Source organism: Enterococcus nangangensis (genome assembly GCF_005405245.1).
In the GTDB taxonomy this organism is placed as follows: domain Bacteria; phylum Bacillota; class Bacilli; order Lactobacillales; family Enterococcaceae; genus Enterococcus_J; species Enterococcus_J nangangensis.
In genome coordinates this window covers 1-22,694 of record NZ_BJDR01000011.1, presented here as the reverse complement: position 1 = coordinate 22,694, position 22,694 = coordinate 1, and the positions used below count along the sequence as shown (strand labels likewise).

Genomic DNA, 22,694 nt, shown 5'->3' with positions numbered 1-22,694 from the left:
TTTAGTTTTTCTTTTGTAAAGCGCGAACTAATTCTTTCAATTCTTCAGTAGAAAGAGGAATCTTTTTAAAGTCTAAGCGTTGGAAGTTCCGCAACCAACGTTTTTGGTGGGCGTTTAATTTAGGCAATGCTTGCCATTGTTCCGGTTGTTTCTTTAATTCTTGCAACCAGGTTAAGCGCCGCTCCCGCAATTTTTGCCGATACTTTTCTGCATCGTCGCCTAATTGTTCTTTTAAATCGGTGAGGCTTTCGGTAAGCTCGGCTTTCTTTTCTTCCACTGCCGTATTTAACGTAGCGACAATTTTTTTGAAACCTACCATATTGTAGACGGTGTAAATTAAATCGCCGACTGTAATGACACTAAACAAAATTGGGAACAAATAACCTGTCTTAGCAATCACACCTGCCACCACCGCAGCCAACCACGGATGAACAATCCGACTAATTAACACACAACAAACGCCCCAAAAAAGAGAAATTGGTAACGCAACGCGGCCGTTGATATTAAACGGTACATCGTGGTAATCCCACCATGAAGCATTGAATAATTTTTCTAAGCCCCAACTGGTGATGTATTCCACCACCGAACAAATTACTACCGCACCGCCAAAAAGCAACCAAATATTTTCCGTGAAGGGTTGCAGTAAAAATAAAACACCTAAAATTGCAAAACCGTAAATTGGCGTAATGGGTCCCACTAAAAATCCGCGGTAAGCAAATTTTTTCGTCCGTAGTGAAACGTAAACTGTTTCCCACAGCCAACCTAAAAAAGAATAGCAGAAAAATAATAAAATAATTTCCATTGTTTTTGTCATCCTTCTCCTCCTTGTTAGCATTATTTTACCAAATAGTTGGGAAACTGTCCTTGCAATCTGTCCAAAATATGTAAAAATGAAAGTTGAATTGTTTGAAGGAGGTAAGCCATTGTTTAAATTAATTCCTTACGCTAAAAAATATCGGAAACAAATTATTTTAGGTCCAGTATTTAAATTTTTAGAAGCAGTCTTTGAGCTGCTCTTGCCGCTGCTTTTGGCGCGCTTAATTGACCAAGGTCTGAAGGCAAACGATCCTCATGTGGTCTGGCAAATGACCGGCTTGATGTTTTTCTTTTCCATCACTGGTTTGTTGTGCGCCCTAGTTTGCCAATATTATGCCTCGATTGCTTCCCAAGGTTTTGGAACGGCTTTACGGGATGCTTTGATGCACAAAGTAAACCACTTTTCTTACCAACAGTTGGATGAATTCGGCGCCGACACCTTGATTACCCGCTTAACCAACGATATAAACCAAGTGCAGACCGCGCTAGCCATGGTGATTCGCCTCTTAGTCCGGGCACCGTTTCTCAGTCTCGGCAGTATCGTGATGGCTTTTTACCTTAACTGGAAAATCGGTTTAATTTTTCTCGTGACTTTACCATTATTTATTTGCCTTTTGTACTTCATTATTAAATTATCCGTACCGATGTATCAAAAGGTACAAGAAACATTGGATCATTTTAACAGCCAGTTAGGACAAAATTTGACTGGTGTACGGGTGATTCGCGCTTTTGCCAAACAAAAAGTCTTGACGGAAAAATTGGAAAAGATTAGCGACGCCCTCCGGATTACCTATGAAAAAGTCGCCAACCTCTCCGCTTTATTGAGTCCGTTAACAACGTTGATTTTGAATATGGGGATTTTATGTATTTTGTATTTCGGCGGTTTTTTAGTTAACAATGGTCAACTGCCTCAAGGGGAAATCTTGGCGTTAGTCAATTACATGTCGCAAATGTTGCTCGCTTTAATTATCGTCTCTAACTTGGTGGTCTTATTTACGCGGGCGGAAGCTTCCGCCAACCGCGTGCACCAAGTCTTAATTAGCGAAAACTTATTGCAAGCAGGTACCACGGAATTAACCCCTACCGATTTTACACAATCGGAAATTTTACAATTTAACCACGTCGACTTCCGTTATACACCGAAAAGTGGCTTAGTTTTACAAAATATCCACTTCACTTTAAAACGCGGTGAAATCTTTGGGGTGATTGGCGCTACCGGTAGCGGGAAAAGTTCTTTGATTCCTTTGATTTTGCACGAGTATGAAGCAACAAAAGGAACGGTTTCTTTCTATAATAAAGACGTTAATTTCCTCCAAGACGAGAGCTTGAAAAACGCCATCGCTTGGGTGCCGCAAAAAGCAGTCTTATTTTCCGGGACGATTCGCGAGAACTTAGCTTTCGGTAAACAGCCAGCGACTGATGCTGAGTGCTGGGAAGCCTTAAGGATTGCTCAAGTGGCGGAATTTGTCCAAAGTCTGCCCCAACAATTAGACACCCCGGTTTTTGAAGGGGGTCAAAATTTCTCTGGCGGACAAAAGCAACGCTTAACGATTGCTCGCGCGTTAATTCGTAAGCCGCGCCTGTTAATTTTAGATGATGCCTTAAGTGCTTTAGATTACCAAACCGATTATAAGTTGCGCCAAGCACTAAAAGAAAACTTGCAAGACACAGCACTCCTCTTAATCTCACAACGAGTTTCCACCCTGCAAAATGCCCAACAAATTTTAGTTTTAGCGGAAGGACAACAAGTCGGTCTCGGGACCCACGCCACCTTGTTGGCAGAAAATCCTACCTACCAAGAAATCTTTACCTCACAACAGGAGGTGGAAAACGCATGAGCTTGACCACTAGTACGAAAAATCAAGAACCAAAATTAATTCAACGCTTTATGACTTATGTTACTCCTTATAAGGGAAGTCTCGGCTTAGGTTTTTGCTGCGGTGTTTTAGGTGGGATTGCCAGTGTCGTTACCACCTATTATCTAGGGCGCGGGATTGACCGCCTAGTAGGTCAAGGTCAAGTGGACTTTACCGGACTCACTAACATCTTAGGTCTGCTCCTTTTCTTTATGCTAGTCACTAGCTTGACCCAATTTTTCACCCAGTTTTTTGCCAATCGTTTAGCTTACCACGCCGTCAATGATTTGCGCCAAGAAGCCATTGAAAAACTCGACACTTTGCCTTTACGTTTCTTTGATCAAACTAGCCAAGGCAGTCTGATTAGTCGTTTTACCAACGATATGGATAATATCTCCATCGCCGTGACTGCCGTCTTTGCCCAAATTTTTCAAGGCTTAACGACGATTATCTTGGCGCTAATCTTTATGGGTCGTTTAAGCGGCTGGCTGACCTTAACCGTCCTTATCACCACCCCACTAATTTTCTTGACGAATTACTTAGTCGCTAAAAATTCCCAAAAAACTTTCCAAGCACAACAAGAAATTTTAGGCCAGTTATCCGGCTACGCCCAAGAAGGAATTTTACAACAAAAAATTGTCCGCGCCTTCTCCCAAGAAAAAGTACGGCAAGCAACCTTTGAAGACTTGAATCACCAGCTGTACATTAAAGGACAAAAGGCGCAATTCGCTAGTTCCCTAACTAATCCTTGTGCCCGTTTCGTGGATCACTTGGCTTACGTCTTGATTGCGTTAATTGGCGGACTCCTTTATTTAAAAGGAAACAGTGGCATCACCATTGGCATTATTTCTAGCTTCACTATTTACGCCGGCCAATTTTCAAAACCTTTTATTGAACTATCGGGCCTGATGACCCAATTACAAACTGCCCAAGTTGGCTTGAGTCGAAGCTTCGCTATCTTAGATGAAGTTCCCGCACCAACCTTTCCTAATGAAAAAGTTTTGACTCACCCGAAAGGCGCAATTACCTTTCAAGACGTGGACTTCAGCTACACTCCGGATCAGCCTTTGATTCAAAATTTTAATCTGCAAGTGAACCCTGGCGAACGAGTTGCCATTGTGGGGAAAACTGGCGCCGGTAAATCGACCCTCGTCAACTTATTGATGCGATTTTATGAAGTTGATGATGGCGCAATTTTTATTGATGGTGAAAATGTCCAACACTCTACTCGCGATTCTTTACGGCAAAACTTTGGCATGGTGCTGCAAGACACTTGGCTATTTGATGCTAGTATCGCTGAGAATCTGAAGTTTGGCCGCCCCGAAGCTCGCGACGAAGAAATGATTGCCGCCTGCAAAGAGGCCCATATCCACCACTTCATTCAAAGTTTACCGGAGGGTTATCAAACAATCCTCGGTCAAGGCGGCCTAGAAATTTCCAATGGGCAACGGCAACTCTTAACGATTGCCCGTACTATGTTAAAAAATCCGCCCCTGCTTATTTTGGATGAGGCTACCAGTTCCGTCGATACCTTAACAGAAAAACAAATTCAAGATGGCTTCAATAAAATGATGGCAGGTAAAACTAGTTTCATCATCGCCCACCGTCTATCCACCATTCAAAACGCCCACCAAATTCTCGTCATGGATCATGGTCAAATTGTGGAAAGTGGTAACCACCAAGAACTCCTAGCTAAAGGTGGCGCCTATTATCAACTTTACCAAGCACAGTTTAATCAAGGTTAACGAAAGAATCGTACGCGGATAATTTAGTATATACACTCCTCCCTTTTATGTTATACTATGTATATACAAGAGAGGGGTGTTTTTGATGGAAATGATGCCTGTAAAAAAATGGGGAAATAGTAATGGACTACGCCTTCCTAAAAATATTATGGAGTATCTTGGTATCCACACTGATGACAAAGTAAAAATTACGCAAGAAGAAGTCAATGGCAAAAAGCGTCTGATTATTGAAGCTGCTGCGTCAGAAAATGAACTCACTATTGAAGAGATTTTCGCAAACTATTCTGGAGAGAAAGTTCACGTCGAACTACAATCTTTAGGGGATGCAGTAGGTAAGGAACAATGGTAAATATCCCACGTCAAGGCGATATTTTATTATTGAACACTGCGCCGCGTTCAGGTCACGAACAAACTGGTAAACGTCCCTACATTGTTTTAAGTCATAATATTATTGCCGATTATAGCAATGTCGTTATTGTTGCGCCTATTTCTAGCACGCAGCGCAACTATCCTCTCTATGTCCCTATCCATCCTAATTATCAAATGAAAACTACCGGCAAAGTTTTGCTAGATCAATTAACTACTATTGACTACGAAGCAAGAGACTGTAAATTTTTAGAACACGCCCATGAGGAACTTGTAACTGAACTCTTGTTAAAGGTTCGCGCGGTATTTCAAAAAGCATAAAGTTAACATTCTGATGAATGCTGACTTTATGCTTTTTCCAACTCAATAAATAGTTAGCTTTTTAAGAAATAATAAAAATACTTTATTTTCTAATAAATCTACATAAATTCATGCTAACATAAAATAAATTACCAATAACCACAAGTGAGGTAGATAAAGTGCAGACCTTAAAAATTTTTTTGAAAGCTTTAGTACGCGTACTATTTGTCTTAGGCTTTTTAATGACTTTTCCCCTGCTTATTCCCATGCAAGACGCTGATTTCTTTAACGCCCAAACTAGTGCTAGCGTCACCGCCGAGGCAAACGCCATGCATCTTTTTTTACCCTATGCTTTGGTGGCTATCGCTATTAGTTTAGTGGGTTATTACTTCTTAATCCTTCGCCCCGCAAAAACTAGAAAAACAAAAATTTGGTTAGCTTTGATTCCTATTCTGATTCTGACGTTTAGATCAATCTACCCTATTTATACAAATTTTTTTGCTAAAGCTACCGAAGTGGGCTATGTGGTGAGTGTCGATTCCACCAAAAATCAAGTTGGTTTTGCTACAACAGAATTGATTGACGTCTATAATAAGCACCATATGGAACTAAAGTCGACAAGTCCAGACGTTGTTTGGTTTGATAATTCCCATGAAAAGTTGGCAACTGGCGACAAAGTAGCAATTACTACGCAAGGGGTTGCTCATTATAACTCCTCACTCTATCGAGAAGTAGTACATGTGCGACACTTAGAAAAAGTAGAAGCGAAATAAGAAATTAGAAAAGATGATGTTAATTTCCATTTTGGCGAAGTTAACATCATCTTTTCGTCTGTAGCACGACATTTTTTAGCTTAAGCAACTTCTGGCAAAGAGATACAAATAGGCAGCAAGAATAAGGGCGGAAAAGATAAACTTCACAGGAGCTTTTGGTTTCATCACAAAATACATAATTATCACATAAGAAAAGGCAATGATTGGTAGGATATAGAGCATAATTGCATCAACAATCGCGCTTGCTACTTTATCCTCCAAAATTAATGAATACAGGGCGGAGATTAAAATAATTTTTGCGACAACATTATCTGTATACTTTTTATATTTTTCTTCAATGGTCATCTGTACCTCTCCAATCCTTTCACCCTCTTTTGTAAACCCTTACTTGGTAAATACATGATAACATTTCAATTGAGTCTATACAATACGATAAAAAGGTTGGAAGTGTTCCTGTGACAGTAGACTATCTTCTTCGCCTTTAAATAAACGCATCAACTCGGCCTTTACCTTTTCGCCACCACTACAATCATGGTCAATAAAAAGCTGGGGTAGGTACGCCAGTGAACCATGCACGCGAATTCTTTCATCATCTTGGGCCATTATTTTTTTAAATAAAGTCGTCTTCCCTTGCCCGTTTTCCGCCACGAAGCCCACCTTCTCCCCTGGAACAATCGCTAGTTCTTGAATGTGAAATAAATCTTGTTGGTTAGCTTGTAGGTGATAGTCATAAATTTCAATAGTTCTCATCTTAGTCCTCTTCTCTTTGTTAGTCTTGGCGCCAACAAAAAAATCCGTCAAAAGCTTCTGAACTTCCCCACAAATTTTTTGTTGGGCAGCGTCAGCTTTTAACGGATTTTCTTTTTATAAACTAACAGGATGGGGATCATCGTGAACCACGTTACGAAAGTCAATGAAGCCAGCTTTCAATCCGCGAATCAGTACTTCCGCCGTGCCAATGTTGGTGGCTAGCGGTACTTCGTAAACGTCGCTTAAACGAATCAAAGCGTTGACGTCTGGTTCGTGGGGTTGGGCCGCTAATGGATCCCGCAAAAAAATTACTAAATCCATTTTATCTTCCGAAATCATGGCGCCAATTTGTTGGTCGCCCCCTAAAGGACCGGACTTGAAGCGGTGCACCGGTAAACCCGTTGCTTCCATAATTCGTTGTCCAGTCGTGCCTGTAGCAAAAAGTTCATGTTGCGCTAAAATATCTTGATACGCTGTCGCTAATTTAACAATTAAATCTTTTTTACGATCATGGGCAATCAATGCAATTTTCATTTCAATCATGCTCCTTCCAGCACTTAATTCGCCCTCATGATACCACAAACAAAAACTATTGGGCAACATGCTGAAAATTGACACCGTTTTCTTGTGCATCCTGACCTTGTGGAGAGGAACCGTTTTCAATATACTAAAGACATCAGTTAAGCAATACTAAAAAAACAAAAGGTGAGTGAAACTTATGGTACAAATGGCATTAAAACACGTATACAAAAAATACGAAAATAATGATTTCTACTCTGTAAACGACTTTAACTTGGACATCGCCGATCGCGAATTTATCGTTTTCGTTGGTCCTTCCGGTTGTGGTAAATCTACTACCTTGCGGATGATCGCAGGTCTTGAAGATATCACTGAAGGTGAACTTTGGATTGGCGACAAAATGATGAACGATGTAGCGCCTAAAGACCGTGACATCGCTATGGTATTCCAAAACTACGCTTTATACCCACACATGACCGTGTATGATAACATGGCTTTCGGTTTGAAATTGCGTAAATACGACAAAGCTGATATCAAACAACGTGTTGAAAACGCTGCTGAAATCTTAGGCTTAACAGAATACTTGAAACGTAAACCAGCTGCATTATCTGGTGGACAACGTCAACGGGTTGCCTTAGGACGTGCCATCGTGCGTGATGCTAAAGTCTTCTTGATGGATGAACCTTTATCTAACTTGGATGCTAAATTACGTGTTTCCATGCGTGCTGAAATTGCTAAATTGCACCGTCGTTTGGAAACAACAACAATCTACGTAACTCACGACCAAACAGAAGCTATGACCATGGCTGACCGAATCGTTATCATGAGCGCTGGGATTATCCAACAAGTTGGTACACCTAAAGAAGTTTACGATACACCAAACAACTTGTTCGTAGCAAGCTTCATTGGTTCCCCTGCCATGAACTTCTTCAAAGTTACGTTAAACAACGGCGTGATTTCTAACGGCCGCGACCTTAAATTACGTTTACCAGAAGGCAAAAACAAAGTCTTGGTTGAAGCTGGTTACGAAGGTAAAGAATTAACTTTTGGTATCCGTCCAGAAGATATCCACTCTGAACCAGTAGCTATCCAAGCTGCTCCAGAATCTGTTGTTAAAGCTGAAATCGTCGTATCTGAATTATTAGGTGCTGAAACAATGTTATACACGAAACTCGACGAAACAGAATTCATTTCTAAAGTTGACGCTCGTAACTATTACAAACCAGAAGACACTATCGATTTGGCTTTCAACTTAAACAAAGCACACTTCTTCGATCTTGAAACTGAACAAGTAATTCGCTAAACTACGTCCCCCTTTTCTAGCCACCTTCTAGCAATAGAAGGTGGCTATTTTTTATTGGAAGAGCTTTGACAACTCGCTCAGAAGAGGAGTAATAAGACGGAAGGCATGGAAAATTGTTTTCCAAATTTTTTGTGCCTTATGGCTTATTACCGACTCTTCTAGTTGGGAAAGCTGGACACATGGAAGAGCTAAGTAAGCTCGTTTAAAAAATTTATTTTCACCCGAACAATAAATAGATTTGATTTTACTAATGGTACGGTGTATTGTTTACACACAAGAAAAGGAGTGAACAGTCCATGGACAAGATCTTATCAAAACCAATTAAGCTGAGAAAAGATGGCGATAGTTATATTTTGCCTGTTCCAAAAGAAGTAAGTGCCCTCTTACGTATCTCAGCAGATGATGGCGAAATTTATATTCAATACGTCTTAAGTGACGATGATGTCATTCTAAAAAAGGTTGACGAAGCATCTGATGAAGAAGTGTTTGCTCTCGCAAGAGAGAGCATGAAACAATACGAGAAACTATATAAGTCGCTAGTTGATAAATAAGATGTTTACCCGGAAAAAGTTATCACTCTTAAGATGATATTGATTAACAAATTTTTCTTAGTCTAACTCTCTACGTACACCAATAAAATTTTTCCAACAAAAAAAGCTCGACGCGCAGTCGGGCTTTTTCGTATGATTTTTTTAAGAAATTTTAGCGCGTAAAGCTTCATCTGCGTGTAGCTCACCTTTTGCTTTGCTGAAGATTGGTAAGTCGAAAGTCCGGCTAAGACTTTTCCCGACAGCGTAAGCAATCGTGTAGTCCACCAAAGAGTGAATCACACCGCCAACGCCCATCAAGATAACGATGGAATAAAAATAGCCTTGTGTGTAGTAAGCTTCCGGCATATTCCCTACTGTGAAGAACACCGTTACTACCGCTAATTCTACTGCGGCGTGAATCAAAGCAATCACAGAATTAAAAATCATAAATTGACTAGTCTTCAAAACAATCTTGGGATTCTTTTGCAAATAGATTGCTCCAAGGACCGCAAAGACTAAGTGACTCAAAGCGCGAAAAGCGATGATTGGCGTAGCGGTCATAAAAAAACCAAAGGCTGTACCCACAGCCACTACTGCTGCGGAAAATGGTGAAACAAACATGGCGATGAACACGGGTACGTGGCTAGCCAAAGTGAAACTAGCTGGCCCCATCGTGAATCGGGGCATATACATGGGAATCATAATCCCCATGGCAATTAATAATCCAGATAAAGCGAGTTGGCGCACTGACAATGAACTTCTTCCCATAATAATCTCCTCCAAACATGTCATGACACGTTAAATTCTTGTTCATTTTACTTTGTTTACAGTTAGGTGTCAAGACACTAGACTTGTTTTTGCGAAAATTTTCACGGAATCTTTCGGAAATAACTTCTTATGATAATTCGTTATCCTAATCGAATGTATTGCTTTTGTCCGCACAAAAAATTATAATTGTACTATAAAAGAGTGGGAGGTAAACTAGATGGCTAAAACGGCAAATTTATATGCGCGCATCGAGCCTGATGTAAAAGAGCAAGCAGAAGAAATCCTCAACACACTGGGAATTCCCGCATCAAACGCAATCACTATGTTTTATAAACAGATTATTTTGCAGCGCGGACTTCCATTTGATGTGAAATTACCAGACCATCGTATATTAAATGCCAGCAAACTTTCTGATGAGGAAATGAATCACGAGCTTGAAAAAGGATATGCAGAAATAATGAGTGGTAAAGGTATTCCTGCCAAAGAGGCTTTTGAAAAAGAATTAAATAATATCCAACCATCTTAAAAAAGGTTGCTCTCACGAGTAGTCTTTTTTAATTTGCAGTAAGCTACGCAAAAAAAGAAACACCTACGACAAAATCGTGGTGCTCCTTTGGGGAAGACTATTAATTGGATTGTTGTTGATTTTTATGCTTATAGACTTTATATAAGGCAAACAGCAAGAAAATTATAAGGAGGATGTGTAAGCCAATTCCGATAGCTGGTGTTTGGACAAAGGTTGGCAATTTTTGTAAAAAATCAATCCCTGTAGCGACGACAGCATAGACTATTGCTGAAGCAAAAAGTGCTTTATCAAAGGTGTAGGATTGTCCGGACTTCTTAGCAGTTTCTCGCTCTATCACCCAAAAGAGAAAGGACAACATAATCAGTTTTCCTACAGCACGCCATAAAAATAAACCAGCAGGCACCCATTCCTCCATGTGATCCATGAGCACACGGAGGGAAACGACTAAGATAAATACCACTACGAGGTTATTCAATAATTTCTTTAACATCGACACTCTCCTTTATTGTTGAAGTTTACGACGATAGATTTTATAAAAAACAAAGAGTAGCACTAGAAATAAAACGAAGCGCAAACCAATTAAAAATAGATGGATGTCGCTACTAAAGTGTAGTCTTTGGATAAAATTAACCCCAGTATCCATCACAGAAAAAATGAGCAACGAGCCAAAAATATATTTGTCTAAGACAATCGGGCGCCCTTCTCTTCTCGCCGTCAAATAGGCAACAAACCAGAGAATAAAACCAAATTTAATAAATTTATCCAACAGCATCCAAGCAAAATCACCTTGGGGCAGCCAATCCATTAAACGGAGCATGAGGACATCGGCTCCCATCGCCACCACAAAGACAATCACAAAATTACTTACTATTTTATTGAACTTCGTACGAATGGACATATTCTTTACCCCTCTTCTTGATTAATTGCGTTGCATTCTTCGACCTTCCATCATGTATAAAAGACCCAGACAAATCACAGCTAAGCCAATCCCCGCTCCAATTTTCAAAGCTAACGTAAGTTTGAGAAAAGCAGCGAAGACAATTAAAGCATAAAAGAAAGAAACAATTACGTGCACCAGCAGTGGATGTTGGGCGAAACGGTGCCCCGTCCCCGCTTGTTCTTTGGCCACACCGACAACTAAGACTAAAGCCACCAAGGTATTTAGCCGAATGCCCCACCACAAAATATCTAACTGGGGGAATGCTTTGCCAACATAACGCAGCGTCATATTAATGATGGCGATTGCTCCTAACACAGTGACCACCGGATTTTGCTTTTTCATTTACATTTTTTCCTTCCAACGTTTCAACCATCAATAACCCACATAAAATCAGCTGAATACGATTACAATTTTTTTACAGTATATGCCACTTTTTAGCTGATTACAATAAACTTTTGACTACTAATAAAAATAATTTATAAAAAATTCGTTATATCCATGGAGACAGCAAAACCTACCGACAACTTTGTTGTTTTCCCAACATAAAAATCCCCCAGCATCGCCACGAACCTGACTAGTTCGTAGTTAATGCTGAGGGATTTTTTTATTTTTCCTTATTTCTCATAAGCGCCGTCAAGAGGATTGCTAAAACAAGCAATAACAAACCGGCGCCATAAATGCCATGCAAACCAGCAAATAAAATTTTTCTTAGAGGAACAAGTTGTTCTAAGGGTAAAAGTTTTGCCGTGTGGGGATTCACTAATTTGTTCATAATATCTGGATCATGGGTAATTTCTTGATGGGCTAATTTTTGGCTAGTAATAGTATTCATTAAAATACCAAAGACTGAAACCATAATCGTTTGACCAATCGTTCTGGCTAAAGTATTAAAAGATGTGGCTACGCCTAATTCTTCATGGTTAACACTACTTTGGGCGCTGACGGTGGTGGTTACTGTGATGGCGCCTAACCCGACTCCTAAGATTGCCGAAATAAGAATAAACCAAATTAAAGGTGCTGAAATAGGAATCAGGTATAAGCTAAGACTCCCCACAAAAGCGATGGCTAAACCTAGTAACAGGGTTTTTCGCACATCATATTGGACTAACCAACGACCGGCTAAAAAAGAACCCAACATCCACAAGATGGATAGAGGCGTTAACACTAAACCGCCGACACCTGCTGAAAGGCCTAAGACTCCTTGCATCCACATGGGAATATATACGTCAATAGCCATCATAAAGCCACTGGCTAAAGCTGCGACAATGTTTACCACCACAAAGATGTTACTCGTAAATAATTTTAAATTAATTACCGGGTCTTGGGCTTTTTTTTCGACGAAAATAAATAAAACTAAACAAATTACAAAGCCTACCAGTAAACTAATCACGGGTAATTGTCGGCCGCCTTCTCCTAAAAATTGGAAAGCTAAAAGTAACGTTACTAAGCTGCCCATTAAAAATAAACTACCGGCAATATCCATTGGGGCTTGTTTACTAGCTTTGTTTTCTTTTTTAAAGTTTTCCCCTTCTACTAAGTAGCGCCAAATGAGAAAAATTAACAGTAAACCAATGGGGACATTAATGAAAAAAATCCAGTGCCAACCGACAGTATCCACAATAATGCCGCCAGCCAAAGGACCCACGACACTAGCAATGCCCCAAGCTGTGCTATTTAAGCCTAAGACTCGTGCGCGCTTTTCCATATCATATAAGTCGCCAATAATCGTTAAGGCTACTGGCATCATGGCCCCGGCACCCATCCCTTGGATACCCCGGGAAATAATTAAAGTCATCATGGTGTTCGACATGCCACATAAGGCGGAGCCGATGATAAATAAAAGTGTCCCGAAAATAAAAACCGGTTTGCGGCCAATTTTATCGGCGAGTTTGCCATAAATCGGCGTTAACATGGCGTTGGTTAACAAATAAATGGCAAAAACCCAATTCATAATTTCGATGCCATGCAAGGTGCCGACAATTGTCGGCATCGCAGTGGTGACAATGGTGCCTTCTACTGCGGTCATAAAGGTCGCCACAAAAACGGCCACCGTTACTAATTTTACATTTGTTTCTTTCATTAAAGCTCTTAATCCCCTTTATCTTTACAAAAAGAAAACTGTGGGTAATTGCTCCACAGTTTTTACTTTCATTTTTTTAAAACCACTAAGGCGTTACTTAAATTAGCAAAATCTTCAATACTCAAACTTTCTCCCCGGCGACTTGGTTCAATTGTCGCGCTAGCCAAAGCTTCTTTTAGCCAGCTTTGCGTGACCTCTTCCTTACCATAGAGGCGCAATAAATTATTCCACAACGTTTTGCGGCGTAATTGAAAAGCACCTTTGACGAGTTTGAAAAATTCTTTTTCGTCAGTCACTTGGACTAAGGGTGTTGCCCGTTTCGTTAAGGAAAGAATTGCTGAATCCACGTTAGGCTGCGGCACGAAGACGGTCTTGGGTACGATGAAGGCAACTTTTGCTTCCATATAATATTGAACGGCAATGGATAAAGAACCGTAAGCTTTGGAATTAGGACTCGCCGTAATCCGTTCGGCGACTTCCCTTTGCATCATCACCACCATTTGGGTGACGTCTAAATTGGATTCTAAAAAGTGCATCATAATGGGCGTGGTAATGTAGTAAGGTAAATTCGCCACGACTTTCACTTGCGGATTTTCCCCGAAGACTTCTGTCGCCCGTTTTTCGAGATAACTTTTTAAAACATCTTCATGAAGCACCGTTACGTTAGGATAAGGAGCTAGCGTGTCAGCTAAGACGGGAATCAAACGATTGTCGATTTCAAACGCTAAAACTTTTTTGGCGTTTTGCGCTAGGATTTCGGTTAAAGCGCCAATCCCGGGTCCGACTTCAATCACGTTACTGGTTTCGGTATTCAGGGCGGCGGTAGCCACAATTTTCGTTAAAATATTCGTATCCGTGATAAAGTTTTGGCCCAAACTTTTTTTGGTAACTAAGCCGTACTTTTTCATAATGGCCCGCGTACGGGAAGGGGTAGCAATTAAAGGTTCATTCATGATTTTTTTCTTTCTCCTGAATTTCTTTGAGATAGGCGACAACTTCAGTTAAAGGAATGCGAAACATTCCTAAGCGTTTTTGCAACTGCTTGCCATTGGTGTAGCCAATCGCTAGCTTTTCCCCCAACAATTCGCGATAGTGTTTGGCGTTAGGACCCGAGACTAGACCTAGCATTTGGAGATCAGCTAAAGGAATCAATTCCATTTCTTCCGTCGTGGGGGTCACCACTTGCGCTAAGGCCTTCTTGATGGCCTCGTCACTGGCATGTTCGACACCTAGTGAAGCGTATTTCTTTTTCCCCCGCCCTTCTTTTTTAGGTAAAAAGGCGTGTTTGGCTGAAGGGACAGCTTCCATAACCGTCTTGCGAATTTTTTCACCGGCAAAGTCAGGATCCGTAAAAACAATGACGCCTCGGACTTCTTCAGCATGAGCAATCCGCGCTAAAATTTCTTGATTGATGGCCGAGCCGATAGTTTCAATGGTATCCACTTCAAAAACTTCTTGCAGTCTTCTGGTGTCGTCGCGACCTTCCACCACGATGATTTCTTGAATTTTTTCTTTCATAGACGACCCTCAAGTTTGAAAAGTTCCACCGCATTTTGAAAAGTAACCGCCGCGATTTCTTCTGGCGTTACGCCTCGTAATTCCGCAATTCGTTCTACAGTATAACGAGTATAGCCTGGTTCATTGCGTTTACCTCGTTTGGGTACAGGCGCTAAGTAGGGTGCATCGGTTTCCACTAATAATTTATCAAGAGGAACAGCTTTAGCGACTTCGTGAACTTCCGCCGCTTTTTTAAAAGTCACGACTCCGCTTAAAGAAATGTGCATGCCAAGATCTAAGAAGCGTTTCATGTACTCAGTGTCGCCACTATAACTATGCATGATGCCGCCAATCTCCCGCACATCTTCATCTTTTAAAATGCGATACGTATCTTCAATGGCTTCTCGCATATGAATGGAAATCGGCAAATGAAATTCTTTAGCAATAGCAATTTGGCGCCGAAAAACTTTTTCTTGTACGTCTTTAGGATCTTCCATCCAATGATAATCTAAACCAATTTCTCCTAAAGCGACTACTTTCTCATCAGTTAAATGGGTTTGTAAAAACTTTTCCACAGCGGGTGTGTAAGAGCCAGCTTCGGTGGGATGCCAACCGATAATCGACCAGATGTTAGGATATTCCTGACTTAGAGCCAGCGTTTTTTTGATGGTGGGATCATCAAAACCCACCACTGCCATTTGCGTCACCCCTAGTTCTTGCGCGCGAGCAATGGTTTCGGGAATCTCCTCTTGAAATTCCTCAGCATTCAAATGTGTATGACTATCAAAAATTTTCATTTTCTCTTCCTCCATCCGCAGCCTAATACTAGTTTGTGGCATGTAAAAACGGCGGTCAAAAAGCAATGTTGGCAAAGGGTTTTAACCCCCTCGTTTCTCGGAAATAAGCGGGAATATCACAAAAATGTCAAAAGCCATTTTCGGATATTCCCGCTTATTTCTTGGAGCTGGAGGCTTTTTCTCCCAGCCTCTTAATTAGCCAATCAAGGCACCATTAGGCATGCCTTTTGGTGCTTTAACAATTGCAAGTTTGCCGTCAGCTTCAGCGGATAAAATCATCCCTTGGCTGATGGCGCCGCGAATTTTTCTTGGGGCCAAGTTAGCCACAATCACCACTTTTGTCCCAATTAATTCGTTAGGGTCTGGATAAAATTCGGCTACGCCGGATAAAATTTGGCGATTTTGGTTATCCCCAGCATCTAGACGGAATTTCAAAAGTTTATCAGAACCTTTAAGTTTTTCGCAGTGAATGACTTCGGCAACTTTTAATTCTACTTGGTCAAAGGCGGCAAAATCAATTTGTTTGCCCTTCGCTAAGGTTAATTCGGTTTCAGCTGGATCCCATTTCACATCAACAGGTTGGGCGTTAGCCGTTTCAGCCATTTTCTTTTGGAGGTATTCGACTTCCGTTTCCACTTCTAAACGAGGGAAAATTGGCGTACCTTTGGCGACAACTTTGATATTTTTAGGAAATTCGCCAAAGTGAATTTCTTTTAAGGTCATGGGCACATCTTTCAAGCCTAATTGACGGTAAATTTCTTTTGGTGCTTTGGTCATGACTGGTTGTAGTAAAATGGCGATAATCCGCAAGCTTTCTGCTAAATGGACCATCACGGAATTTAATTCTTTTTTCCGCGCGTCGTCTTTGGCTAAGACCCAAGGTTCCGTTTCATCAATGTATTTATTAGCACGGGAAATTAAAGTCCAGACTTCAGCTAAAGCGGTGTTGAATTCCATTTTATCCATCGCTTCATGGTAACGACCAATGACGTTAGCCGCTGTCGAAGAAAGCTCGGAATCAAACTCCGTCACAAATGAAGCGTAACTTGGCACGACGCCATCACAATATTTATTAATCATGGCAATCGTCCGATTCAATAAGTTGCCTAGGTCGTTGGCCAAATCAAAGTTGACGCGGTTAATGAAATCTTCTGGCGTAAAGACGCCATCAGCACCAAATGGAACAGCCCGCAACAAGTAGTAACGTAAGGCATCTAAGCCATAACGGTTGACTAAGGTTTCTGGGTAAACCACGTTGCCTTTAGATTTAGACATTTTGCCGTCTTTCATTAATAACCAACCGTGGGCAAAAATTTGTTTAGGCAACGGCAATCCTACTGCCATTAACATAATTGGCCAATAAATTGTATGGAAACGGACGATTTCTTTACCTACCATATGGACATCCGCCGGCCAATATTTTTTCAATAAAGAGTCATCGTCTGATTCATAACCCAGCGCGGTTATATAGTTAAATAAAGCATCAATCCAGACGTAGACCACGTGTTTTGGATTAGATTTCACAGGAATCCCCCAAGTGAAGGTCGTGCGGGAAATCGCTAAGTCTTCTAAACCTGGTTTAATGAAGTTGTTCACCATTTCATTTTTTCGGGAAACTGGTTGAATGAAGTTAGGATGTTCATCGTAGTATTGCAATAAACGATCCGCGTACTTACTCATTTTGAAGAAGTAACATTCTTCTTTAACTAATTTGACCTCGTGACCACTAGGAGCGAGTCCGCCAATCACTTGGCCTGCTTCGTCTTTGTACACTTCAGATAATTGGGTTTCGGTGAAGTATTCTTCATCATCCACCGAGTACCAGCCGGCGTATTCCCCAAGGTAAATATCCCCTTGCGCCAAAAGTTTTTCAAAAATTTTTTGAATCGCCTTTTGATGGTAGTCATCCGTTGTCCGAATAAATTTCGTATAGCTGATGTCTAAGGTTTGCCACAGCTTTTTAATATCGACCGCCATGGAATCCACGTATTCTTGGGGTTCCACGCCTAGTGCTTTGGCTTTCGTTTCAATTTTTTGTCCGTGTTCGTCCATCCCTGTTAAATAAAAAACATCAAAGTCCATCAGGCGTTTGTAGCGGGCAATCGCATCGCAAGCAATTGTCGTATAAGAGTTACCAATGTGCAATTTACCGCTAGGGTAATAGATGGGTGTCGTGATATAAAATGTTGGTTTATCCGTCACGAGTAGTGCCTCCTTGTCGTCAAAAAAATCTTTACATTTAGAGTAAGTATATCACATTTTATTAGGCCTTGTGGATAAAATTCAGTTGTTTAAAAAGCGCAGCTTCTTTTAAATGCGGCCTAATTCTTTCAGCTTCGTTTTGATTTGCGCTAAAACAGCAGCGCGATCTTCCAAACTTTCCATAAAGTCGTAACGATCCCCGTCGATTTTCATTTTTGGTGAGTAATCGTAATCGTCATACCATTTGACGTAGCGGGAATTTAATTCTTTATAGTAGTCATATAAGCTCCCGTCATAACTCAATTGTTCGTAATCGCGGCCACGTTTTTGGATGCGTTTTAACATCGTATCTAAAGAAACTTCAATATGAATCAATAAGTCTGGCGCTTTTTTCGGTGCGGCCATCGTAATTTCTTCCAGCATATTGTTGAGTAACTTATCGTAAACTTCCACTTCTGTTGGCGTTGCTCTGCCCATTTCGGCATTCATATGGAAGAACAAGCTGTCTTCATAAATACTGCGATCCAACACGTTATTGTCGTCTTTTAAGGCTTGTTTGATGCTGGCAAAACGCGTATTTAAAAAGAAAATTTGCAGTAAAAAAGCATACTGCTCAGGATTGGAATAAAAAAGTGGTAACACGGGATTATCATCGACACTTTCATAAAAAGCCTTCGTTCCGAGGTTCTCAGCGATTAAGGTTGTCAAGGAAGATTTCCCTGAGCCGATGGTCCCACTAGTGATAATCAAAATATTCATCGCCTTCCTTCATTTAATCTTTCCTATTATAGCAAACATCAGGTCCCCTGCCCACACTCAATAAATAAAAAAACAACCAGAAAAAGTTTGTTGCTTCTTAGCCGTTGGTTTTTCTAACTTTTTTTGCTATGATTGAGACAGAAATTATAGAAAGTGAGTAGTTGCTGATGAAAACTTTTGCCTCAAAAAAAGACGAAAAATATTATTATAATCACCAAGCTAGCGAAGAAGAATTTTTAATTTGGTATAAACAGCAAGAACATCCCCAATATGAGTCTCCCTCTTTGACGGTGGATGATGTTTTACTTTGTTACAACAAAAAAGAAGATGCCTTGAAAGTGCTATTGGTGCAACGGGACACTAACCCTTACAAAAATTCTTGGGCGCTGCCGGGGGGCTTCGTTAATCCTAATGAATCGACAGAAATGAGTTGCATTCGGGAAACCAAAGAAGAAACTGGCGTCTTGATTACCTTAGATCAAATTCAACAACTCCACGCTTTTTCCGAACCTAATCGAGATCCACGGGGCTGGGTAGTCACGGTTAGTTATTTGGCTTTCATTGGTGAAGAACCTCTAACCGCCGGCGATGATGCCAAGACGGCTCGCTGGTTTGACATTCGGCGAGAAAACAATCGCTTGTTCTTGACGAGTGAAAATGTGCAAATTATTTTAGATTTAAAAACCGGCGAATCTTTAGGCCCTGACCGTTTGGCTTTTGACCACAACTTGATTATTTGGACCGCCTTTTTGCAAGTTTTAAACCGTATGGAACACGATCCGAAGATTTTACAAGTTTTAGGCGATGACTTTACCATCACTGAGGCTCGCAAAGTTTTTGCTAAATTTTTAGGGGAAGATTTTAAACGCATCGACCATTCTAATTTTAAAAAAGCGATGCTCCGTTACTTTGTGGAAATTGGTGAACGACCAGTGGGGATTGGTCGCCCGTCGAAAATTTATCGTTTGGATGAGCAAGTCTTAACGAAAAATAAAATTGAAAACTAGCAAATAGTGAAAAAGGTTGTGGAAAACTTCTGTTCGTCGAAGTTTGCCACAACCTTTTTATTCGCGATAGACGTGAAGACTATTTTTCGTCAGACGATACATGAAGAGTAAACCCGCTAATAAAATTAAATCCGTTAAGCCGGCTACCACAAAAAGAACTTGGTAGCTCGCTCCGTCAATTAATAGCCCACCAAACAAAGGCCCCACTGCCCGACCTGCTGCTGCAAAAGAATTGGCTAAACCTAAATAGCGGCCTTTGACACTTTGGGGCGTGTACTCGTGAATCAATGCGGGAATCGCCGGAAAAGCTGTCGCTTCCCCTAGCGTTAAAACCATCATGGCTACCACAAAGTAAAGATAACTTTTCGCCAGCAATAAGACAAAGAAAGATAAAGCCAACATCAATAAACCAAAATAAATTTGGTAAATCGTTTCTTTAATCCAGCGGGAGATACGCACTAAAATTAATTGAATCAGCACGATAAGCCCCGCATTTAACGTCCACAATAGGCTGTAGGAACTGAGGGGAATCCCCATGCCTGTCATATATACCGACAAATTGGAAACCCATTGTTGATACATCACCCACGCAAAAAATAAAATCAGAAAAAAACTATTTAAAAGCAAAATATTTTTGCCCGCTAATTTATTTTTAAAATTCTTTTCCGTACTCGTTGTGCTAGAGTCATGCCTTTTCACATAACGAATCGGGCGATAGGCAAAAAGGGCAATTAAGGTGAAGCCCACATAAAGCACTGTTGCTAAAATAAACAGCAGTGTCACGGAATAGTCATAGACAAAACCCACTAACGCGCGTCCCCAGTACCGTCCCTAAATTTTGCGCAAAGTAGAGCATGTTAAAAACATATCGTCCGTCATACTTTTTAATGCTGGCCCCAAACGCGGCTACTAACGTCGCGTTCCAACCACTCCCTAAGCCCACGAAGAAAAGACCCACGCCAAAGTTCGGCCAACCGTGAAAAAAAATCATCCCCGCTAACGACGCCACAGTAAAAAGGGCGCCGCCAACTAACAGGCGGTAAGGATTAAAATGATCATACAACAGCCCACCGACTAAATTCCCCACCACACTAGCTAGGGAGTTGAAGAACAACACCACACCAATCACAGCTAGACTAATCCCCAACTGGTCGTGGAGATAAACACTCGTTAAGGGCCAAATAAAACTCATGCCAATACTAGTAAGGATGGAACCTAACAACAGCCACGGTAACTTAATTTCTTTTGCCAACAAATAAACCTCTTCCCTCTCAGCTAACTGCTAAAATCTATGAAAAAAGAACTGCAGCTTCCGCCACAGCTCTAACTCTTCTTTTTAAAACAATTCCCACTTGTTTAACGGCCAGAAACGCCAGACAAAGACACCGTCAATATCCTTTTTCTTAATAAAACCGATAGCTCGACTATCTTTTGAGTTGCCACGGTTATCCCCTAAAACCCAATAAGAATCTGCCGGTACTTCTAAATCCCAATCGCCGGTGGCACTGGTACCATCTTCATTAAAGGCTAATTGTGGATCCAAGAAAGGTTCCTCGTACATCTTGTCGTTAATGGTTAACACGCCGTCTTGATACACCACGTGATCACCAGGCAAGCCAATCACCCGTTTGATGTAAATTTTTTCTTCAGCATCATGACTATCTAAGGTGACAATGTCAAAACGGTCCGGGGTTTTCAATTGTAGCACGATACCACGATCACTGGTGGCTAACGTCGGCGCCATGGAGCGGCCATCGACTGCTGCTGGAAAAAATACAAAGAGGCGTAGTCCTGCAAAAATTAAGGCGACTACTACCAAAAAGAGCCAATCACTTTTTTTCATACCAAGTTCCCCCGTCTCATTTCATCTGCCTTTTTAGTATAACAAAAAAAGGTGGAAAGCTACACTCTACTCCCTTAAAGATTTCCTTAAGCTGGGGTGTTTTGCTTTTTCATTTGTTTAGAACGAAGTTGACCACAAGCCGCGTCAATGTCCGTACCATGTTCCTTACGAATTACAACATTAATCCCTTTTTTCTTCAAGCGATCATAAAAGGCCAGCACATCACTGCGGTCTGAGCGGGAATATTGGTCGTGCTCACTAACGGGATTATAAGGAATCAAGTTCACGTAAGCTAGTTTCTTTTTATTTTGTAAAAGAGCGGCCAATTGATCGGCGTGTTCCAAACGATCGTTGACGTTATGGAGCATAATGTATTCAAAAGTAATCCGCCGATTGGTTTCTTCAATATAGTAGTCCACCGCGGCCATTAATTTTTCCAAAGGGAAGCTACGATTAATCCGCATCATGGAAGTCCGTACCTCGTTATTCGGCGCATGTAAAGAAATCGCCAAGTTTACTTGCAGTCCATTTTTAGCAAAATCATAAATTTTATGGGCTAAACCACTGGTGGAGACTGTGATATGCCGTGCGCCGATTGCTAAGCCTTTCGCATCGTTAATCACGTGTAAAAATTCTAAGAGATTGTCATAATTATCGAAAGGTTCGCCAATCCCCATCACTACCACGTGGGAAACCCGTTCATCTTGTTGGCGCTCATCAAAATAATGTTGCACCATCATAATTTGCGCCACAATTTCACCGGCCGTTAAGTCTCGTTGCTTTTTCAATAGACCAGAAGCACAGAAGGTACAGCCAATGTTGCAACCGACTTGCGTTGTCACGCAGACCGACAAACCGTATTCTTGCCGCATTAAAACCGTTTCGATTAACAATTTATCCGCCAGCTCAAATAAATACTTCACCGTGCCATCGCTAGCTTCTTGTGTTACTAATAAATTTAGTGGGTTAATAATAAAATTTTCTGCTAGTAAGGTAATTAAGTTTTTTGATAAATTCGTCATGGCGCTAAACTCCGTCACCCGTTGGCGATAGAGCCAGTCCCAAATCTGGCTAGCGCGAAATTTTTTCTCGCCGTGTTCTTGTAGCCAATTGCTTAATGCCGGTTGAGTTAAACCGTAGATGGATGGTTTCATCGTTAAAAAATCCCCCTTATTCGTTTCTAAACTATAGCCTAATTTTTTTCAAAAAGCAAGCTGCCTTGCTGTGAAAAGCTGAAGCTTCTCGTTCGAAAGTGATAATGTCCTAGGTATATCGAAAGGGAAAATGTCCCAAAATGATAAAATAACCTTATGGAAG

General features: G+C 41.0%; 25 protein-coding genes and 1 pseudogene. 9 read left to right on the top strand and 17 right to left on the bottom strand.

Features of this window, described 5'->3' with window-relative positions:
- Position 1: 1 nt before the first annotated feature.
- Positions 2 to 814, bottom strand: a complete 813-nt coding sequence (locus FFM57_RS05140) for a putative ABC transporter permease (RefSeq protein ID WP_137599453.1) — start codon at positions 812 to 814, stop codon at positions 2 to 4.
- 109 nt (positions 815 to 923) lie between these two features.
- Between FFM57_RS05140 and FFM57_RS05135 the strand changes: the two genes are divergently transcribed.
- From FFM57_RS05135 to FFM57_RS05115, 5 genes are all read left to right on the top strand, one after another.
- The gene (locus tag FFM57_RS05135; RefSeq protein WP_137599452.1) at positions 924 to 2,654 is read left to right on the top strand and encodes an ABC transporter ATP-binding protein; all 1,731 of its coding nucleotides are present in this window, start codon (positions 924 to 926) and stop codon (positions 2,652 to 2,654) included.
- Positions 2,651 to 4,417 carry an ABC transporter ATP-binding protein gene (locus FFM57_RS05130; RefSeq protein WP_246023405.1) on the top strand — a complete coding sequence of 589 codons (1,767 nt, stop codon included), beginning with the start codon at positions 2,651 to 2,653 and terminating at the stop codon, positions 4,415 to 4,417. The genes FFM57_RS05135 and FFM57_RS05130 overlap by 4 nt, the downstream gene beginning before the upstream one ends.
- Positions 4,418 to 4,502: 85 nt before the next feature.
- A complete protein-coding gene (locus FFM57_RS05125) occupies positions 4,503 to 4,766 on the top strand; it encodes an AbrB/MazE/SpoVT family DNA-binding domain-containing protein (protein ID WP_137599451.1) in 264 nt (87 codons plus the stop codon).
- Positions 4,760 to 5,104, top strand: coding sequence for a type II toxin-antitoxin system PemK/MazF family toxin (locus tag FFM57_RS05120; RefSeq protein WP_137599450.1), 345 nt, complete (start codon positions 4,760 to 4,762; stop codon positions 5,102 to 5,104). The genes FFM57_RS05125 and FFM57_RS05120 overlap by 7 nt, the downstream gene beginning before the upstream one ends.
- A gap of 158 nt (positions 5,105 to 5,262) precedes the next feature.
- Entirely contained in the window at positions 5,263 to 5,856 is a 594-nt protein-coding gene (locus FFM57_RS05115) for a hypothetical protein (protein WP_137599449.1), read from the top strand.
- Between the two features lie 75 nt (positions 5,857 to 5,931).
- On the opposite strand, the gene FFM57_RS05110 is transcribed toward FFM57_RS05115, so the two are convergent.
- The 3 genes from FFM57_RS05110 to mgsA all read right to left on the bottom strand — a co-directional run bounded on the left by FFM57_RS05110 (position 5,932) and on the right by mgsA (position 7,140).
- The gene (locus tag FFM57_RS05110; protein WP_137599448.1) at positions 5,932 to 6,201 is read right to left on the bottom strand and encodes a hypothetical protein; all 270 of its coding nucleotides are present in this window, start codon (positions 6,199 to 6,201) and stop codon (positions 5,932 to 5,934) included.
- Between the two features lie 75 nt (positions 6,202 to 6,276).
- A complete protein-coding gene (locus tag FFM57_RS05105; protein WP_137599447.1) occupies positions 6,277 to 6,606 on the bottom strand; it encodes a P-loop NTPase family protein in 330 nt (109 codons plus the stop codon).
- A gap of 114 nt (positions 6,607 to 6,720) precedes the next feature.
- Positions 6,721 to 7,140: a methylglyoxal synthase gene (mgsA, locus tag FFM57_RS05100; RefSeq protein WP_137599446.1), complete on the bottom strand. Its 420-nt coding sequence runs from the start codon at positions 7,138 to 7,140 to the stop codon at positions 6,721 to 6,723.
- Positions 7,141 to 7,324: 184 nt separating this feature from the next.
- Here mgsA and FFM57_RS05095 point away from each other — a divergent pair, with 184 nt between their 5' ends.
- Positions 7,325 to 8,428 (top strand): ABC transporter ATP-binding protein, encoded by a 1,104-nt coding sequence (locus FFM57_RS05095; protein ID WP_137599445.1) that lies wholly within the window; start codon positions 7,325 to 7,327, stop codon positions 8,426 to 8,428.
- 296 nt (positions 8,429 to 8,724) lie between these two features.
- On the top strand, positions 8,725 to 8,979 hold the full coding sequence (locus FFM57_RS05090) for an AbrB/MazE/SpoVT family DNA-binding domain-containing protein (protein ID WP_137599444.1): 255 nt from the start codon (positions 8,725 to 8,727) through the stop codon (positions 8,977 to 8,979).
- Positions 8,980 to 9,120: 141 nt separating this feature from the next.
- On the opposite strand, the gene FFM57_RS05085 is transcribed toward FFM57_RS05090, so the two are convergent.
- On the bottom strand, positions 9,121 to 9,726 hold the full coding sequence (locus FFM57_RS05085) for a hypothetical protein (RefSeq protein WP_137599443.1): 606 nt from the start codon (positions 9,724 to 9,726) through the stop codon (positions 9,121 to 9,123).
- 217 nt (positions 9,727 to 9,943) lie between these two features.
- Between FFM57_RS05085 and FFM57_RS05080 the strand changes: the two genes are divergently transcribed.
- The gene (locus FFM57_RS05080; RefSeq protein ID WP_137599442.1) at positions 9,944 to 10,252 is read left to right on the top strand and encodes a type II toxin-antitoxin system RelB/DinJ family antitoxin; all 309 of its coding nucleotides are present in this window, start codon (positions 9,944 to 9,946) and stop codon (positions 10,250 to 10,252) included.
- 100 nt (positions 10,253 to 10,352) lie between these two features.
- On the opposite strand, the gene FFM57_RS05075 is transcribed toward FFM57_RS05080, so the two are convergent.
- From FFM57_RS05075 to FFM57_RS05035, 9 genes are all read right to left on the bottom strand, one after another.
- Positions 10,353 to 10,742, bottom strand: a complete 390-nt coding sequence (locus FFM57_RS05075; protein ID WP_137599441.1) for a hypothetical protein — start codon at positions 10,740 to 10,742, stop codon at positions 10,353 to 10,355.
- Positions 10,743 to 10,754: 12 nt separating this feature from the next.
- Positions 10,755 to 11,150 carry a hypothetical protein gene (locus FFM57_RS05070; protein ID WP_137599440.1) on the bottom strand — a complete coding sequence of 132 codons (396 nt, stop codon included), beginning with the start codon at positions 11,148 to 11,150 and terminating at the stop codon, positions 10,755 to 10,757.
- Positions 11,151 to 11,171: 21 nt separating this feature from the next.
- Positions 11,172 to 11,534 carry a hypothetical protein gene (locus FFM57_RS05065; RefSeq protein ID WP_137599439.1) on the bottom strand — a complete coding sequence of 121 codons (363 nt, stop codon included), beginning with the start codon at positions 11,532 to 11,534 and terminating at the stop codon, positions 11,172 to 11,174.
- A gap of 262 nt (positions 11,535 to 11,796) precedes the next feature.
- Complete coding sequence (locus FFM57_RS05060) at positions 11,797 to 13,272, bottom strand: MDR family MFS transporter (RefSeq protein WP_137599438.1); 1,476 nt, start codon at positions 13,270 to 13,272, stop codon at positions 11,797 to 11,799.
- A 68-nt stretch (positions 13,273 to 13,340) separates the two neighbouring features.
- A complete protein-coding gene (rsmA, locus tag FFM57_RS05055) occupies positions 13,341 to 14,225 on the bottom strand; it encodes a 16S rRNA (adenine(1518)-N(6)/adenine(1519)-N(6))-dimethyltransferase RsmA (RefSeq protein ID WP_137599437.1) in 885 nt (294 codons plus the stop codon).
- A complete protein-coding gene (gene rnmV, locus FFM57_RS05050; RefSeq protein WP_137599436.1) occupies positions 14,218 to 14,790 on the bottom strand; it encodes a ribonuclease M5 in 573 nt (190 codons plus the stop codon). Before rnmV ends, rsmA begins: the two co-directional genes overlap by 8 nt.
- Complete coding sequence (locus FFM57_RS05045) at positions 14,787 to 15,566, bottom strand: TatD family hydrolase (protein ID WP_137599435.1); 780 nt, start codon at positions 15,564 to 15,566, stop codon at positions 14,787 to 14,789. Before FFM57_RS05045 ends, rnmV begins: the two co-directional genes overlap by 4 nt.
- A 195-nt stretch (positions 15,567 to 15,761) precedes the next feature.
- Complete coding sequence (metG, locus tag FFM57_RS05040) at positions 15,762 to 17,768, bottom strand: methionine--tRNA ligase (protein ID WP_137599434.1); 2,007 nt, start codon at positions 17,766 to 17,768, stop codon at positions 15,762 to 15,764.
- A gap of 108 nt (positions 17,769 to 17,876) precedes the next feature.
- Positions 17,877 to 18,518, bottom strand: coding sequence for a deoxynucleoside kinase (locus FFM57_RS05035; RefSeq protein ID WP_137599489.1), 642 nt, complete (start codon positions 18,516 to 18,518; stop codon positions 17,877 to 17,879).
- Between the two features lie 176 nt (positions 18,519 to 18,694).
- On the opposite strand from FFM57_RS05035, the gene FFM57_RS05030 reads away from it, so the two are divergent.
- A complete protein-coding gene (locus FFM57_RS05030; RefSeq protein ID WP_137599433.1) occupies positions 18,695 to 19,534 on the top strand; it encodes an NUDIX domain-containing protein in 840 nt (279 codons plus the stop codon).
- A 57-nt stretch (positions 19,535 to 19,591) separates the two neighbouring features.
- On the opposite strand, the pseudogene FFM57_RS05025 reads toward FFM57_RS05030, so the two are convergent.
- The 3 genes and pseudogenes from FFM57_RS05025 to rlmN form a co-directional block, all read right to left on the bottom strand.
- A pseudogene (locus FFM57_RS05025) lies at positions 19,592 to 20,786 on the bottom strand (MDR family MFS transporter).
- Between the two features lie 84 nt (positions 20,787 to 20,870).
- Positions 20,871 to 21,377 carry a signal peptidase I gene (lepB, locus tag FFM57_RS05020; protein WP_137599432.1) on the bottom strand — a complete coding sequence of 169 codons (507 nt, stop codon included), beginning with the start codon at positions 21,375 to 21,377 and terminating at the stop codon, positions 20,871 to 20,873.
- Positions 21,378 to 21,463: 86 nt separating this feature from the next.
- Positions 21,464 to 22,531, bottom strand: a complete 1,068-nt coding sequence (gene rlmN, locus FFM57_RS05015) for a dual-specificity RNA methyltransferase RlmN (RefSeq protein WP_137599431.1) — start codon at positions 22,529 to 22,531, stop codon at positions 21,464 to 21,466.
- Positions 22,532 to 22,694: the final 163 nt, after the last annotated feature.